At 48.9% G+C, this 14926-nt stretch carries 16 protein-coding genes and 1 riboswitch; of the genes, 2 read left to right on the top strand and 14 right to left on the bottom strand.

The window, feature by feature from the left end:
* Positions 1-170 precede the first annotated feature (170 nt).
* Positions 171-443, top strand: a complete 273-nt coding sequence (locus FOF60_RS01690) for a YgaP family membrane protein (protein WP_192473548.1) — start codon at positions 171-173, stop codon at positions 441-443.
* 58 nt (positions 444-501) lie between these two features.
* Entirely contained in the window at positions 502-615 is a 114-nt protein-coding gene (locus FOF60_RS24490; protein WP_353056695.1) for an EYxxD motif small membrane protein, read from the top strand.
* On the opposite strand, the gene purD is transcribed toward FOF60_RS24490, so the two are convergent.
* The 14 genes from purD to FOF60_RS01620 form a co-directional block, all read right to left on the bottom strand.
* On the bottom strand, positions 593-1855 hold the full coding sequence (gene purD / locus FOF60_RS01685; protein WP_192473549.1) for a phosphoribosylamine--glycine ligase: 1263 nt from the start codon (positions 1853-1855) through the stop codon (positions 593-595). The two genes, FOF60_RS24490 and purD, sit on opposite strands and share 23 nt — an antisense overlap.
* Positions 1856-1937: 82 nt before the next feature.
* A complete protein-coding gene (gene purH / locus FOF60_RS01680) occupies positions 1938-3476 on the bottom strand; it encodes a bifunctional phosphoribosylaminoimidazolecarboxamide formyltransferase/IMP cyclohydrolase (protein WP_192473550.1) in 1539 nt (512 codons plus the stop codon).
* A complete protein-coding gene (purN, locus tag FOF60_RS01675) occupies positions 3455-4066 on the bottom strand; it encodes a phosphoribosylglycinamide formyltransferase (protein ID WP_264647627.1) in 612 nt (203 codons plus the stop codon). The genes purH and purN overlap by 22 nt, the downstream gene beginning before the upstream one ends.
* Positions 4053-5096: a phosphoribosylformylglycinamidine cyclo-ligase gene (gene purM / locus FOF60_RS01670; protein ID WP_192473552.1), complete on the bottom strand. Its 1044-nt coding sequence runs from the start codon at positions 5094-5096 to the stop codon at positions 4053-4055. Before purM ends, purN begins: the two co-directional genes overlap by 14 nt.
* A gap of 57 nt (positions 5097-5153) precedes the next feature.
* On the bottom strand, positions 5154-6566 hold the full coding sequence (gene purF, locus FOF60_RS01665; RefSeq protein ID WP_192473553.1) for an amidophosphoribosyltransferase: 1413 nt from the start codon (positions 6564-6566) through the stop codon (positions 5154-5156).
* Positions 6551-8767, bottom strand: a complete 2217-nt coding sequence (gene purL / locus FOF60_RS01660; protein WP_192473554.1) for a phosphoribosylformylglycinamidine synthase subunit PurL — start codon at positions 8765-8767, stop codon at positions 6551-6553. Before purL ends, purF begins: the two co-directional genes overlap by 16 nt.
* Positions 8751-9437, bottom strand: a complete 687-nt coding sequence (purQ, locus tag FOF60_RS01655) for a phosphoribosylformylglycinamidine synthase subunit PurQ (protein WP_192473555.1) — start codon at positions 9435-9437, stop codon at positions 8751-8753. The genes purL and purQ overlap by 17 nt, the downstream gene beginning before the upstream one ends.
* Positions 9434-9688, bottom strand: coding sequence for a phosphoribosylformylglycinamidine synthase subunit PurS (gene purS / locus FOF60_RS01650; RefSeq protein WP_192473556.1), 255 nt, complete (start codon positions 9686-9688; stop codon positions 9434-9436). Before purS ends, purQ begins: the two co-directional genes overlap by 4 nt.
* Positions 9681-10394 carry a phosphoribosylaminoimidazolesuccinocarboxamide synthase gene (purC, locus tag FOF60_RS01645; protein WP_192473557.1) on the bottom strand — a complete coding sequence of 238 codons (714 nt, stop codon included), beginning with the start codon at positions 10392-10394 and terminating at the stop codon, positions 9681-9683. Before purC ends, purS begins: the two co-directional genes overlap by 8 nt.
* A gap of 81 nt (positions 10395-10475) precedes the next feature.
* On the bottom strand, positions 10476-11768 hold the full coding sequence (gene purB / locus FOF60_RS01640; protein ID WP_192473558.1) for an adenylosuccinate lyase: 1293 nt from the start codon (positions 11766-11768) through the stop codon (positions 10476-10478).
* On the bottom strand, positions 11765-12925 hold the full coding sequence (gene purK / locus FOF60_RS01635; RefSeq protein ID WP_192473559.1) for a 5-(carboxyamino)imidazole ribonucleotide synthase: 1161 nt from the start codon (positions 12923-12925) through the stop codon (positions 11765-11767). The genes purB and purK overlap by 4 nt, the downstream gene beginning before the upstream one ends.
* Positions 12912-13394 carry a 5-(carboxyamino)imidazole ribonucleotide mutase gene (purE, locus tag FOF60_RS01630; protein WP_192473560.1) on the bottom strand — a complete coding sequence of 161 codons (483 nt, stop codon included), beginning with the start codon at positions 13392-13394 and terminating at the stop codon, positions 12912-12914. The genes purK and purE overlap by 14 nt, the downstream gene beginning before the upstream one ends.
* 135 nt (positions 13395-13529) lie before the next feature.
* A riboswitch (purine riboswitch) is annotated at positions 13530-13631 on the bottom strand.
* A gap of 112 nt (positions 13632-13743) precedes the next feature.
* Positions 13744-13950, bottom strand: a complete 207-nt coding sequence (locus FOF60_RS01625) for an NETI motif-containing protein (protein ID WP_192473561.1) — start codon at positions 13948-13950, stop codon at positions 13744-13746.
* Complete coding sequence (locus FOF60_RS01620) at positions 13947-14489, bottom strand: DUF2179 domain-containing protein (RefSeq protein ID WP_102260923.1); 543 nt, start codon at positions 14487-14489, stop codon at positions 13947-13949. Before FOF60_RS01620 ends, FOF60_RS01625 begins: the two co-directional genes overlap by 4 nt.
* Between the last annotated feature and the right edge of the window lie 437 nt (positions 14490-14926).

Here is a 14926-nt window from a genome sequence, read left to right as displayed (position 1 = left end):
ACAGAGTGTTTATATATAACATGGATTTAACAGAGCCATATGTTTAAAATCGAAATTCACTCAAAAAAAGAAAGCCCTTACATTATTGTACTATCGTAACATATTTCACTGTTTAACGCATTAAAGAATTTCAAATTAACTGTAAAAATGGAATAAAGGAGCGATGGATAATGAATGTACGTCCGAATATCGGAATAATCAACGCGCTTGTCAGGATAACAATTGGCTTGACTGTCCTAGCCTGGTCCACTTCAAAAATGGTTAAAAGACCTTGGCGCGACTCCTATATTTTCATGGCGATGATGGGCGCAATGAAAGTCGGAGAAGGAATCGTCCGTTATTGCCCGCTGACTGCAGCATATGAAAAGGGCCAGGACATGATGGAGGACCGGAACGCTGAAAATGGGGATTCTGAAGGCTGGATCCCTTATAACCCGAGTTAGTTTTAAACAAAACAAAAGCCCCCAAAACCTGGGGGCTTTCTATAAAGGAGATGATACTATGTTCTGGGAATATATAATGGATGTCAGCTTCGTCTGGATTGCATTGGTCGGAAGCATCATCGCTCTTGTGCTCGTTTACGCGAAGGGCTCTAGCAGGAGACGTGCCCGATAGCCTTGCTGCCTATGTCCTTTCGGTAAAAGGTTTCCGGGCAGTCCAGTTTCTCAAGCTCAGCATATACCTTTTGCTGTGCTTCTTTTAATGAAGAAGCTTTGGTCCCGACAAGCAGCACCCTGCCGCCATTGGTCACAAACTCACCCTCACTGTTTTTCGCCGTCCCCGCATGAAACACCTGCGATATGTTTTCAAGACCATTCAGCACAGCGCCTTTTTTATATTCCTCAGGATAGCCATTGGCCGCGACAACTACGCCGACCATTGCTTCCTCATGCCATTCAATCTCTGGCTTATTTCCCTCTAGCACCTCTAGCATGACCTCGACCAGATCTGATTTCATCCTTGGCAAAATCACCTGTGTTTCCGGATCGCCAAAGCGCGCGTTGAACTCAATCACCTTAGGACCTTCCACTGTTTCAATCAGCCCTGCATACAGAATTCCGGTAAAGCTGCGCCCTTCCATCTCCATCGCAATCGCTGCCGGTTTAAGGATTTGCTCCACAGCAACCTGTATTGATTCCTTTCTGATGTGCGGCACTGGTGAATACGCGCCCATGCCACCGGTATTCGGCCCTTTGTCGCCATCAAAGGCACGCTTATGGTCCTGAGCGATTTCAAGTGGAATCACACGATCCCCGTTCACAAACGCCATCAGTGAAAACTCTTCCCCTGTTAAAAATTGCTCCATCACCACGCTCGCAGACGCCTCGCCGAATTTACTCTCCAGCATCATTTCCTGCAAAGCCTGCTCTGCTTCCTGCACTGTCATCGCCACGACAACACCCTTGCCAGCAGCCAGTCCGTCCGCCTTGATGACAATCGGTGCTCCAACCTGGCCGAGATAATTCCGTGCCTCGGCATAATCAGTAAATGTTTCGTATGCAGCTGTAGGAATGCCGTACTTTTTCATCAAATCCTTCGCGAACGACTTGCTTCCCTCAATGATTGCCGCTGCTTTACGCGGACCGAACACCTTCAGCCCTTCCTCAATGAAACGATCTGCCAGACCCTCAAGCAGAGGAACCTCAGGCCCGATGATTGTCAGGCCGACTTGCTCCTCCTTTGCAAAAGAAACAAGTCTATCCAGTTCGGTTTCATTGATCGCCACCAGCTTCGCACAGTCTGCCATCCCTGGATTTCCCGGCGCTGCCAAAACCTCTGACACAAGCGGACTTTCACTGACCTTCCGGCAAATCGCATGCTCACGGCCGCCTTTGCCAACCACAAGAACCTTCATAACACGCACCTCCGTTAATTTCAGGATAGCTGTTTAAACTGACTACCTTTTTTTAAAACCAGAATCTGCATTCGACCTGCCATTAATGCCTAAAATGCCTTACGCCTGTAAACACCATCGCAATCCCATACTCATCCGCCTTTTTGATTGAATCAGCATCACGGACTGATCCGCCTGGCTGGATGATCGCTGTGATTCCGGCTTTCGCCGCTGCCTCGACGGTGTCATCCATCGGGAAGAACGCATCAGATGCAAGCGCTGCTCCATCTGCTTTAGAACCAGCCTGTTCCAGGGCAATTTTAGCGGCACCGACACGGTTCATTTGTCCGGCTCCAATCCCTAATGTCATATCTTTATCTGACACCACGATTGCGTTTGACTTAACATGCTTAACAACCTTCCAGCCTAGCTTTAACGCTTCCCACTCGGCTTCCGTCGGTTCACGTTTCGTCGGTACAGAAATTTCTGCCTCCTCAAAGCCAAAAGCATCCTGTTCCTGGACAAGCAATCCGCCTTCAATCGAGGACAATGTGTTTTCCTTTGAGGCTTCCCCGTCAAATGAGACCTTCAATAAACGAAGGTTTTTCTTGGCCGTTAAAATTTCAAGAGCTTCTTCGCTAAAAGAAGGCGCAATGATAATTTCAAGGAATATTTCATATAGCTTTCGTGCTGTTTCTCCGTCCACTTCGCGGTTCAGGGCGATAATGCCGCCAAATATCGAAACAGGATCTGCTTCAAAAGCCTTTCCAAAAGCATCAAAACTATCTTTTCCAGTTCCAACTCCGCAAGGGTTCATATGCTTGACTGCAACCGCTGCCGGCTCGGAGAATTCTTTTACAATCTGCAAAGCAGCATTCGCATCATTGATATTGTTATAGGAAAGCTCTTTTCCGTGAAGCTTTTCCGCTGCCGCTACCGAAAATGCCGATCCAAGCGGCTTCTGGTAAAAAGCTGCTTTTTGATGAGGATTTTCTCCGTAGCGCAGAGTTTGCTTCAATTCGTAAGTCACCGTCATTTTTTCCGGCTGTTCCTCGCCAGCGAGATTTGTCATGTATTCTGCAATCAGCGCATCATAAGCAGCCGTGTGGCGGAAGACCTTCGCAGCCAGTCGCCGGCGGGTTTCGAGGGTGGTTTCGTTCTGGCTTTTGTACTCTTCAATCACCTGCTGGTAATCCGCAGGGTCGACAAGCACTGTTATGTATTGATGGTTTTTCGCAGAGGCACGCAGCATCGCCGGGCCGCCGATGTCGATGTTTTCGATCGCATCCTCAGGCGTAACACCAGGTTTTGAGATTGTTTCTTTAAAAGGATACAAATTCACGCAGACAAGCTCAATTTTCTCAATTTCATTTTCAGACAGCTGTGCCTGGTGGGTTGTATCATCATACTTTGCAAGCAAGCCGCCATGAATTTTTGGATGAAGCGTCTTCACCCGCCCCTCAAGAATCTCTGAAAAACCTGTCACATCGCTGATGCCGATGACCGGGACACCGCCATCCTTAAGCGCCTGCTTTGTCCCTCCTGTCGAGACGATCTCAAATCCAAGCTGTACAAGCTCTTTCGCTAATTCGACAATTCCTTCCTTATTTGAAACACTGATCAGTGCACGCTTTTTTCCCATTGTACTGCCTCCTCTTCTCCGTTCAACAGCTGCTCCAAAACCTCTGGAAACAGGCTGTGTTCAATCCGCTGTATTTTCTTTTGAAGTGTATCCCTCGTCTCGCCTGGCGCGATTCTCACTGTCGCACTTGCGATGGCCGGTCCGGTATCCATCCCTTCATCGACGTAATGAATGGTCACTCCAGTTTTCTCCACTCCTGCTGCCAGCGCCTGGCCAATCGCATCCTTTCCAGGGAAAGCAGGCAATAATGACGGGTGGATATTAACGATTTTTCCTTCATACGCCTCGAGCAATGTCGGCCCGATCAGACGCATGTAGCCGGCAAGGACTATCATGTCGATATCAAGACCAACGAGTTTTTGTAAAATCTCTGCCTCATATGCAGCCTTGGAAGGATAGCTCTTCGGGCTGATGACGAATGCAGGAATTCCAAGCATTTCAGCACGATCGATGGCAAAAGCGCCCGGCTTGTCGCAAACAAGCAGACTGATGTCAGCGTTCAATGTGCCAGCCTGGGCCGCAACTGCGATTGCCTGAAAATTGCTGCCGCTGCCCGATGCAAAACAGCTATTTTTTTCATGCCTGCTCACCAGCCATCTTCACCTGGATTCCGTCAGAACCGGTAACAGTGCCTATTATAGAAGCCTTCTCGCCCTGCTCGTTAAAAAACGCGGCAACTTCATGGGCGATTTTAGGATCGACAACAGCTACCATGCCAATGCCCATATTAAATGTATTATACATGTCCGTACGATCAAGTTGTGCTAAAGATTCCAATGTTTTAAACACCTGCGGTATCTCCCAGCTGCCTTCCTCCATTTCAGCACCAAGCCCTTCCGGAAGCATTCTTGGGATATTTTCAATAAAACCGCCGCCAGTGATGTGGGCAAGTCCTTTAAGCTCGAACTGCTTCATCGCTGCAAGCACCGATTTCACATAAATGCGCGTCGGCTTGAGCAGCTCTTCGCCAAGCGTGCAGCCGAACTCCTCGACATGGCGGTCAAGCTCCCAGCCAGCCTGCTCTAAAAACACCTTGCGCACGAGCGAGTAGCCATTACTGTGGATGCCGCTCGACGCCAGTCCGATCAGGACATCGCCTTCCTTGATTTTTTGGCCGTTGATAATCTCTGCTTTTTCACAGGCTCCGACCGCAAATCCAGCCAGATCATATTCTTCCGGAGAGTACATCCCCGGCATTTCGGCAGTTTCACCACCGACAAGCGCACACCCGGCCTGCTCGCAGCCATCGGCAATTCCTTTGACAATCGCCTCGATTTTTTCAGGCTGGGCCTTGCCGCAGGCGATGTAATCAAGGAAATATAACGGTTCCGCTCCCTGGACGACGATGTCATTCACACACATCGCGACCGCGTCGATGCCTATTGTATCGTGGCGGTCCATCATAAAGGCAAGCATCAGCTTCGTGCCGACACCATCCGTACCTGAAACAAGCACCGGTTCCTTCAGTCCCAGGCTGGAAAGGTCGAACATCCCGCCGAATCCGCCAAGCGCCCCCATTACACCAGGCCTGACCGTCCGATTCACATGCTTTTTAATCCGTTCGACCGCTTCATACCCGGCCTCAATATCCACACCAGCCTGCTTATACGCATTTGCCATGTTCACTACCTCCGATTTGGCTGTTTTCTTCTTTATTTTGGGAAATTTAAATCTGAATCAACACTTCTGCCCGGCAGGCACAGCCTGCGGATAGATTTCGGTTGGATACTTCCCGGTAAAGCATGCCAGACACTGGCCGCGGGTCTCCCCGCCATCATTGCGCCCAATCGCCTCGAGCATTCCCTCCACACTCAAAAACGTCAATGTGTCAGCACCAATCAATTGGCGAATTTCTTCTACTGAATGTTCAGAAGCAATCAGTTCCTCGCGAGTTGAGGTGTCAATGCCGTAAAAACACGGATTCTGGATCGGCGGAGAACTGATTACGACATGCACCTCGGTCGCACCTGCCTCTTTTAGCATCTTCACGATCCGGCGGCTGGTCGTACCGCGCACAATCGAATCGTCCACCATGATGACACGCTTGCCCTCAACAATTCCGCGGACCGGTGAAAGCTTCATCTTTACACCCTGCTCCCTCAACGATTGCGATGGCTGGATGAAGGTCCGGCCGACATAACGGTTCTTGATCAAACCCATCTCATAAGGAATGCCAGATTCCTCTGCATACCCGATCGCCGCAGAGATACTTGAATCAGGAACACCCGTAACCACATCAGCCTCGATCGGCACTTCCTTCGCCAGCTGTTTTCCGAGATTTTTACGTGCTGCATGGACGTTGATTCCGTGGATGTTGCTGTCGGGTCTTGAAAAATAAATATATTCCATCGTACAGATAGCAGTGGTCGAATTCATGGAGTACATTTCGGAATGCAGGCCGTCTGCATCGATCACGAGCAATTCGCCTGGGAGGATGTCCCTGACAAACTCTGCTCCGACGATATCAAATGCACAGGTTTCAGACGCGACGACATAAGCATCGCCCAGCCTGCCCAATGAGAGCGGGCGCAGTCCGTGCGGATCGAGTGCGACCATGAATTCTGTCTCAGTCATGATCAAAAAGGCATAAGCACCCTTCAGCATCGGCAAAGCATTTTTCACGCGATCCCTCAGCTGGCTGAAGCCGCCCCGCTTGATCAAATGCGCGAGTACTTCGGTATCAGAACTAGTCTGAAAAATGCTCCCTTGTGCTTCAAGCTGGTTCCTGAGCGCATCCGCATTTACAAGATTGCCATTGTGCGCAAGGGCCAGGCCGCCGCTTTGCGATTGGAACAGAAGCGGCTGGACATTCTCGTAGCCGCCTCCTCCCGCAGTTGCATAGCGGACATGGCCGATGGCACCGACACCCTGGATGTCTTCCATGGCATCTGCGGTGAAAATTTCTGTCACAAGCCCTTCGCCTTTTCGGCCCTTCAGCTGCTGACCATCACTGACAACAATGCCCGTACCTTCCTGGCCGCGATGCTGCAGGCTGTGAAGGCCGTAATAGGTGATTTGTGCTGCCTCAGGATGTCCCCAGATTCCAAAAACGCCGCATTCCTCATTCAAGCCTTTTAGTTCAGCAAGCATGGGATGGCTCCTTTCCAGGCCTTTTTCAGCCCCTCTGCATCATGATTAATCACATTACTTCCATCTATATTGATCTTTAAAACTGGCGTTTCAACGACTTTGCCAATCAAGACTGCATCTGTTAAACTCTCAAACTCGATCTGGTGCTCTGGTTTTACCGATAAAATGAAACGGGATTGCGATTCGCTGAACAAGGCTGATACAGCGTTGCCTTCCAGTGTAACCTTAGCTCCCAGCCCTTTGCTGCCAATAACGGATTCAGCAAGTGCAACCGCCACACCGCCCTCTGCGACATCATGGGCAGAAGCAACAAGCCCATTTTTGATTGCTGTTAAAATCTGTGCTTGATAGCTTGCTTCCACTTCTAAATCCAATTCAGGAGCCTTGCCGAAAATCCGGCCATACTTAAGCTTTTGCAGCTCGCTGCCGCCAAACTCATCCTTCGTATCACCTAGCAGATAAATCAGATCGCCGGCATTTTTAAAATGCTGCGTCGTAACATGCTTTAAGTTTTCAACCAGACCGACCATGCCGACAACCGGTGTCGGGTAGACAGCTGTTCCATTTGTTTCGTTATACAGACTTACGTTCCCGCCGATAACAGGCGTGCTCAATGTCCGGCACGCTTCACTCATGCCATCGACCGCTTTTTCAAACTGCCAGAAAATCTCCGGCTTCTCTGGATTCCCGAAGTTCAGGCAGTCCGTGATTGCCAATGGCTCGCCGCCAGAGCAGACAATATTGCGCGCTGCCTCAGCTACGGCAATCTTACCGCCTGTTTCCGGATCAAGATAGATATAGCGCGAATTGCAGTCCGTCGTCATCGCGAGGCCCTTCTCTGTGCCGCGAATCCTAACAACTGCTGCATCAGAACCAGGTGAAACGACCGTGCTCGTGCGCACCATATGGTCATACTGATCATACACCCACTCTTTGCTTGCAATCGTTGGCTGCTGAAGCAGCTGCAAAAGAGTAGTTTCATAGTTTTCAACTTCTGGTATCTCATTGTCCATGTTCTGGAACTCACGGAAATAAGCCGGTTCACTGGAAGGCTTGTAATAGACAGGAGCCTCTTCAGCCAGTGCATCTGCCGGCACCTCAGCCACCACTTCCCCATTATGTAAAAGACGAAGCATCTTGTCGTCCGTTACTTTTCCAATCGCAACTGCTTCAAGCTCATATTTTGAAAAAAGATCGATGATTTCCTGCTCACGGCCTTTTTCCACAACGATCAGCATGCGTTCCTGTGATTCGGAAAGCATCATCTCATAAGCCGTCATGCCTGTTTCACGCTGGGGCACAAGGTCAAGATTCATCTCGATCCCTGAACCAGCCTTGCTCGCCATCTCTGCAGATGAACTCGTTAAACCAGCAGCGCCCATGTCCTGGATGCCAACAAGCGCATCATTTTTCACTAACTCCAGACAAGCTTCCAGCAGCAATTTTTCCATGAACGGGTCGCCAACCTGTACAGCCGGACGCTTCTCTTCCGATGCCTCATTCAATTCCTCGGACGCAAATGTAGCCCCATGGATTCCATCACGGCCCGTCTTCGCGCCGACATACATCACTGTATTGCCAACTCCATGCGCCTGGCCCTTCTTGATATCCTCATGGTTAATCAAGCCGACGCACATTGCGTTGACTAAGGGATTGCCCTCATAAGCAGCGTCAAACTGGACTTCTCCGCCAACTGTCGGGATTCCGATGCAGTTTCCGTATCCAGCAATCCCGGCAACAACCTGTTCAAACAAATATTTCACCCTTGGTGACTCAAGTTCGCCAAAACGAAGGGAATTCAATAGCGCGATCGGCCTTGCTCCCATTGAAAAAACATCGCGGATGATTCCGCCGACACCCGTTGCAGCGCCCTGGTATGGCTCGATGGCTGACGGATGGTTATGGCTTTCAATTTTGAAAACGACTGCCTGGCCATCGCCGATATCGACGATTCCCGCGCCTTCACCCGGCCCCTGTAAAACACGCTCTCCGGTGACAGGGAACTTTTTCAAAACGGGCTTTGAGTTCTTGTAGCTGCAGTGCTCTGACCACATGACCGAGAACAAACCTGTCTCTGTATAGTTAGGCGTACGCCCAAGGATCTTTTCAGCAGAAGCAAACTCGCTGTCTGACAGTCCCATTTCCTGATAAATCTTATCCTGTTTAATCTGTTCTGGACTTGGTTCAAGCATTAAGCGCATATGCTTCCCTCCATTGTTTGACGATCGATTTGAAAAGCTTCAGTCCGTCGGCGCCGCCAAGCAGCTCATCGACCGCGCGCTCCGGATGCGGCATCATTCCAAGGACATTTCCTCGTTCGTTGATGATTCCCGCGATATTTTCAAGGCTTCCGTTCGGATTTTCGCCATTGTATGTGAAAACGATTTGATTATTTGCCTTTAAACGAGCAAGTGTTTCTTCATCGCAATAATAGTTGCCCTCACCATGTGCAACCGGAACCGTGATGACCTCGCCTTTTTCATAGCCGGCTGAAAACATTGTTTCGTTATTCTCCACCTTCAGTTCCACATGCTTGCAGATGAACTTCAGGCTGTCATTGCGTCTCATCGCCCCTGGAAGCAGGCCAGCTTCTAACAGAATCTGAAATCCGTTGCAGACGCCTAACACAGGCTTGCCAGCTTCAGCCGCTTGCACGACTTCCTTCATAACATTGCTGAACTGCGCGATTGCGCCAGATCTTAAGTAATCGCCATACGAAAAACCGCCAGGCAAAAGCACAGCATCATAATCTTCAAGGCTTTCAGCATCATGCCAGACATATTCCGCTTCTTCGCCAAGCTCATCTTTCACCGCGTGGTACATGTCGATGTCACAGTTCGAACCCGGAAAAACAATCACCGCAAATTTCACTGTGCAACAACCTCCTCGACTTCATACCTATAGTCCTCGATCACCGGATTCGCCAGCAGGCGCTCGCACATTTCCTTAACTGCACCGTCTACATCTTTCACGGTTTCATCCAAAGTGAGCTCCATATACTTCCCGATGCGGACCTCCTGGATGCCTTCGTAACCGTGTGTCGCCAGCGAATTTTTAACAGCCGTCCCCTGTGGATCCAAAACACTTTCCCTTAACGTCACATACACCTTTACTTTATACATGCAATCGTCCTCCCAATCTCGTTAAAATGGTTTCGTAAGCATCTGTCAGATTTCCCAAATCACGACGGAACACGTCCTTGTCAAGCTTCTGCTGCGTTTCCATGTCCCAAAGACGGCATGTATCAGGTGAAATCTCATCCGCCAGCAAAATCTTCCCGTCTGCATCCTTGCCGAACTCAAGCTTGAAATCTATTAATCTCACGCCAATCTCTGCAAAAAAACCGCCAAGTACATCATTGATTTTCAAAGCCGCGGCCTTCAGCTCAGCCACTTCCTCTGAAGTTGCCAAACTCAGCACATCAACATGCTCATCCGTAATCAGCGGATCTCCCAAAGCATCATCCTTCAGGTAAAACTCAACAATCGGGCGGGAAAGCTTCTTGCCCTCTTCAACACCAAGACGCTTAGAAAAGCTGCCGGCTGCGAAATTCCTGACAACCACTTCAAGGGGAATGATGGAAACCCGCTTCACCAGCTGCTCATTTCCGGAAATTTTTTCGATAAAATGCGATTGGATCCCCGCGTCGCTAAGCTTCAAGAATAATAGACTTGTAATCTCGTTATTCAGCCTGCCCTTTCCGACAATCTCTGCCTTTTTCTCGCCATTGTAGGCCGTAGCCGAGTCCTTGTATTGGACCCTCACTACCTGCTCGTCATCTGTTGCGTAAATCCGTTTCGCTTTCCCTTCATATAACAGAGTTTCCATTTTAACGCCTCCGATTGAGATAATTGACAATCTTCAGTCTCTTATTGATAAAAGAAGGGCAAGAAACCTTGCCCGTTCGTATTAAAGCCCCAGTCGTTCAAAAATCATATCAACATGCTTGATATGGTAGTTGTAATCAAAGCAGTCATCAATTTCCGCATCACTCAGCAGTCCGGCAATCTTTTCATCCTGTTCGATCAGGCTCCGGAATTGCACCTGCTTTTCCCATGCTTCCATCGCGCGCGGCTGAACAGTGTCGTACGCTTCCTCGCGGGACATGCCCTTGTCAATCAAGGCAAGCAGCACACGCTGGGAGTAGATCAAGCCAAGCGTCCGGTCCATATTGCGTTTCATGTTTTCCGGATATACCGTCAAGTTCTTCACGATATTGCCGAAGCGGTTCAGCATATAGTTCAATGCGATTGTCGCGTCTGGTAAAATAATTCTCTCTGCAGAAGAATGCGAGATATCGCGCTCATGCCATAGAGGCACATTCTCATAAGCAGTCGTCATATAGCCGCGGATGACACGCGCCATACCAGTCATATTCTCAGAACCAATCGGGTTGCGCTTATGCGGCATCGCCGATGAACCCTTTTGCCCTTTGGCAAAAAACTCCTCTACCTCACGTGTTTCACTCTTTTGCAAGCCTCGAATTTCAACCGCAAACTTTTCAATCGAAGTCGCAATCAATGCTAGCGTCGACATATAAAAAGCATGGCGGTCACGCTGTAAAGTCTGAGTCGAAATCGGTGCCGGCTGCAGCCCTAATTTTTCACATACATAAGCTTCAACGAATGGATCGATATTCGCATATGTACCGACCGCACCGGAAATTTTGCCAAACTCCACGTCGCGGGAAGCCATTTTGAATCGCTCCAGATTGCGCTTCATTTCCTCCAGCCAAAGTGCCAGCTTCAAGCCAAAAGTGGTAGGCTCAGCATGAACACCGTGCGTGCGGCCCATCATGACCGTGTATTTATGTTCTTTGGCCTTATTAGTCAGAATCTCCACAAAGTTTTCAAGATCCTTCAGCAAAATCTCATTTGCCTGTTTAAGCACATAGGATAAAGCCGTATCTACGACATCTGTAGAAGTCAGGCCATAATGCACCCATTTACGCTCCTCGCCAAGCGTTTCAGACACCGCTCTTGTAAAAGCAACCACATCATGGCGCGTCTCTTCTTCGATTTCCTTGATTCGATCAATATCAAAAGATGCGTTCTCACGTAGTTTCTTTACGTCTTCCTTAGGAATCTCGCCAAGCTCAGCCCATGCTTCACAAGCAAGAATTTCAACCTCAAGCCATGCCTTAAAGCGATTCTCTTCCGTCCAGATTGCTCCCATTTCCGGTCTTGTATAACGATCTATCATCTCTTTTGTCCTCCGATCATTTCTGTCGCGCCTTCCCAGATGCCGCTTTGCTCCGCTTCTGTCAGCGCCTGCTCTACTGTCTCTCGCAAAAGGGTCACATGCCCCATTTTCCGTTTATATTTGGCTTCCTTTTTACTGTATAAGTGAATTTTCCAATCCTGCAAGTCCGTGATTTTATTCAGCAATGGCTGCTGGTGCTGCCCCAGGATATTCACCATCACAGCCGGCTTCAGCAAATTCGTGCTTCCCAATGGCCAGCCGCAAACTGCCCGGATATGCTGTTCGAACTGCGAGGTTTCGCACGCTTCAATACTATAGTGCCCCGAGTTATGCGGCCTCGGTGCCAGTTCATTTATGTAAAGCTCATCTTTCTCAGCTAAAAACATTTCCACTGCCAGCGTCCCAACCAATCCTAATGCTGACGCAATTTGCTCAGCTGCTTCCATAGCCTTTACTTCAGCCGCGGAACTGATTCTCGCCGGGACGATGGTCTGATGCAGGATGTTTTCCTTATGGATATTTTCCGCTACTGGAAAAACGGCACTTTCACCATTCGTACCTCGAGTGATGATCACCGAAATTTCTTTTTCAAAAGGAATCCACTTTTCCAGTACACATGCACCCTGGCTGACCAATGTTTCCGCCAATGGGATATCATCCACAGATCTGATGACCAGCTGGCCCTTGCCGTCATAGCCGCCGCGTGCTGTTTTCAATACTGCCGGTACTCCCAGTTCCTCGACACCTGCCCTGACATCCTCCACTCTTGTCACAACTGCATATGGAGCGACCCTTACGCCAGCCGCCTGGATATTGCGCTTCTCTTCTATCCTGTCCTGAGTGACCCGCAGCAATTCCGTTCCCTGCGGCACATAGGCATGTTTATTCAGCCAGTCAAGCGCATCCGCATCTATATTCTCAAACTCATAAGTAATTACATCACTGCTATCAGACAGCTGCTTTATTTTTTCAAGGTCATCATAGCTGCCGACAATCTGCTCGTCAGCTACCTGGCCGCACGGGCAATCCTCTGTCGGGTCCAGGACGATGACTCTGAATCCCATCGCTTTAGCAGACAGAGCCATCATCTTGCCAAGCTGACCGCCGCCGATGATCCCGATTGCCTCTCCTGGTAAAATCAATTTAGACAAGCTCATCACTGCTTTCCATCACTGACATTTTTGTTTCTTCCCTCAATCGCTCTAATCTCTCAGCAACATCACTGTCAAATGCCCCAAGAATCTGTGCCGCAAGGAGACCTGCGTTCGTTGCACCCGCTTTTCCGATCGCGACCGTCGCAACTGGCACGCCGCCAGGCATCTGGACAATCGATAACAGTGAATCCAAGCCGTTTAGAGCCTTCGATTGCACTGGCACACCGATAACCGGAAGTGTGGTCTTCGCTGCTACCATTCCCGGCAGATGTGCGGCTCCGCCAGCTCCAGCGATGATCACTTTAATTCCCGCTTCTCTCGCACTCTCGGCAAACTCGAACATTAAATCCGGCGTCCGATGCGCTGAAACGACCTTCTTTATATAAGAAACTTCCAGCTGATCAAGTATGTCACATGCATGCTTCATCGTTTCCCAATCTGACTTGCTCCCCATTATGACTGCAACCGTCATTTCTCTAACCTCCCTTTGGAGTATCACAACAAAAAACCCGGATAGACTTCTTCCTCTTGATAGAAGAGAAAGTAGTCTGTCCGGGTGCATAAGCAAAGAAATCCATAAGTGAACGCAGATTTCTTTTCCCTTCACTTAAAAACTACTTTCCCTCATAGTCCGGCGATTTACGGTTGCCGGGTAGAGACTCATGGGCCATATCCCCATTATTATACGAGGGAAAACTAAATTTCACTTTCGACACTTACATATTAACAACTAATTCGACTTATTGTCAATCAATAATCGAACATTAGGTAATTTCTAATTTGTAATGTTCGTGTTTAGGACTTTAAACTACTAACGTAAGTCAGCTTTCAATCAGCTTTGCTTCAAAAAGAATCTGCCTGCCAGCAGGCTCATATTCAATGGTGCCATTCTTCTCTACTTCTTTGAAAATTGGCTTTTCCATCCTGCGGACAGGGGCGAAACCATCCTTCTTCATTCTATTAAGACAATCATCGATTGATTCATGTTCACCGACTTCATACATTTGCTTCTTTTTTCCCTTGCTCATGAAAACAGCTTTCCTTTCCGTACTGATTTTACCCAGAATCCTCCATGGATCGACTTTGGCTCATACGCGATGATAAATGCCTTCGGGTCCAATTCCTTAATCTTCTCATACAGCTTTAGTTCATACTTACGCGGCGTTAAAATTTGCATCGCCATCCGGTCGCCCTCAAGCCCGTGGGCAGCCCAGTCCGTCACACCATAACCCAGAGCACGTAAGGCCTTCGGCAAATCCACATCATATTCTTTCGTAATCACATTGATCGTAATATAGCCAAGTGCCAGCTTCTCTTCAATTTTCATCCCGACAATGACACCAATGCCATATCCAACAGCATATGCAACGAGATTCTGTATCTCATTTAAATTCTCAAGCACCAGACCAAGTCCAACAACATAAATCACGACCTCAATCGTGCTAAGTCCAGCAGCCAAATAACGCTGCCCCTTTAATGTCAAGATCATCCTGATTGTAAAAAAAGAAACATAGACAATATTGATGATTAAGATGATGGCCACCATGACAAAACTATTCTCCAGCATTCAAAACCCTCCAGACATCTCTTATAATAAGCCTTAATGTTCGCATTAATCAAATCACTTGTAAAGGGAAAAGCGCAAGCGCCATGGTCAGTCCCGACAAGCGCTGCCCGCCTAAAACTCCACATTGTGTGGCTGGCAGGCCTGCACTTCCTGTGCCTCAGAGGGCCGAATAGTGAGGTCGCTCTTTGACTTCATTGGGCGGACCGAAATCGAAATGTGTAGCCGACTGCCCAGAAACGCAGAAACTGGAGACTCCGACAAAGAAGCGCATTTTGCTTCTGCCGGCGGAGTTGAAGTTTCGGAGTTTCTAGGAGGCGAAACTAGACAATTCGAAAAGCGGAGGCGACTGCCCAACTCCGACAAGCGTTGGAGGGCCTGACAGTGAAGTCGCTCTTTGACTTCATTGGCAGGACCGAAACGCCTCGAGGGGTTAGGAG

Source organism: Mesobacillus jeotgali, from assembly GCF_014856545.2.
Classification (GTDB): Bacteria; Bacillota; Bacilli; order Bacillales; family Cytobacillaceae; genus Mesobacillus.
The sequence above is the reverse complement of the archived record's forward strand: the minus strand, read 5'-3'. Positions and strand labels throughout refer to the sequence as shown.

Excerpts from the sequence above, each read along its gene's own strand:
- FOF60_RS01690 (WP_192473548.1), top strand. The coding sequence starts at position 171 with ATGAATGTACGTCCGAATATCGGAATAATCAACGCGCTTGTCAGGATA.
- FOF60_RS24490 (WP_353056695.1), top strand. The coding sequence starts at position 502 with ATGTTCTGGGAATATATAATGGATGTCAGCTTCGTCTGGATTGCATTG.
- purD (WP_192473549.1), bottom strand. The coding sequence starts at position 1,855 with ATGAAGGTTCTTGTGGTTGGCAAAGGCGGCCGTGAGCATGCGATTTGC.
- purH (WP_192473550.1), bottom strand. The coding sequence starts at position 3,476 with ATGGGAAAAAAGCGTGCACTGATCAGTGTTTCAAATAAGGAAGGAATT.
- purM (WP_192473552.1), bottom strand. The coding sequence starts at position 5,096 with ATGGCAAATGCGTATAAGCAGGCTGGTGTGGATATTGAGGCCGGGTAT.
- purF (WP_192473553.1), bottom strand. The coding sequence starts at position 6,566 with ATGCTTGCTGAACTAAAAGGCTTGAATGAGGAATGCGGCGTTTTTGGA.
- purL (WP_192473554.1), bottom strand. The coding sequence starts at position 8,767 with ATGCGCTTAATGCTTGAACCAAGTCCAGAACAGATTAAACAGGATAAG.
- purS (WP_192473556.1), bottom strand. The coding sequence starts at position 9,688 with ATGTATAAAGTAAAGGTGTATGTGACGTTAAGGGAAAGTGTTTTGGAT.
- purC (WP_192473557.1), bottom strand. The coding sequence starts at position 10,394 with ATGGAAACTCTGTTATATGAAGGGAAAGCGAAACGGATTTACGCAACA.
- purB (WP_192473558.1), bottom strand. The coding sequence starts at position 11,768 with ATGATAGATCGTTATACAAGACCGGAAATGGGAGCAATCTGGACGGAA.
- purK (WP_192473559.1), bottom strand. The coding sequence starts at position 12,925 with ATGAGCTTGTCTAAATTGATTTTACCAGGAGAGGCAATCGGGATCATC.
- purE (WP_192473560.1), bottom strand. The coding sequence starts at position 13,394 with ATGACGGTTGCAGTCATAATGGGGAGCAAGTCAGATTGGGAAACGATG.
- FOF60_RS01625 (WP_192473561.1), bottom strand. The coding sequence starts at position 13,950 with ATGAGCAAGGGAAAAAAGAAGCAAATGTATGAAGTCGGTGAACATGAA.
- FOF60_RS01620 (WP_102260923.1), bottom strand. The coding sequence starts at position 14,489 with ATGCTGGAGAATAGTTTTGTCATGGTGGCCATCATCTTAATCATCAAT.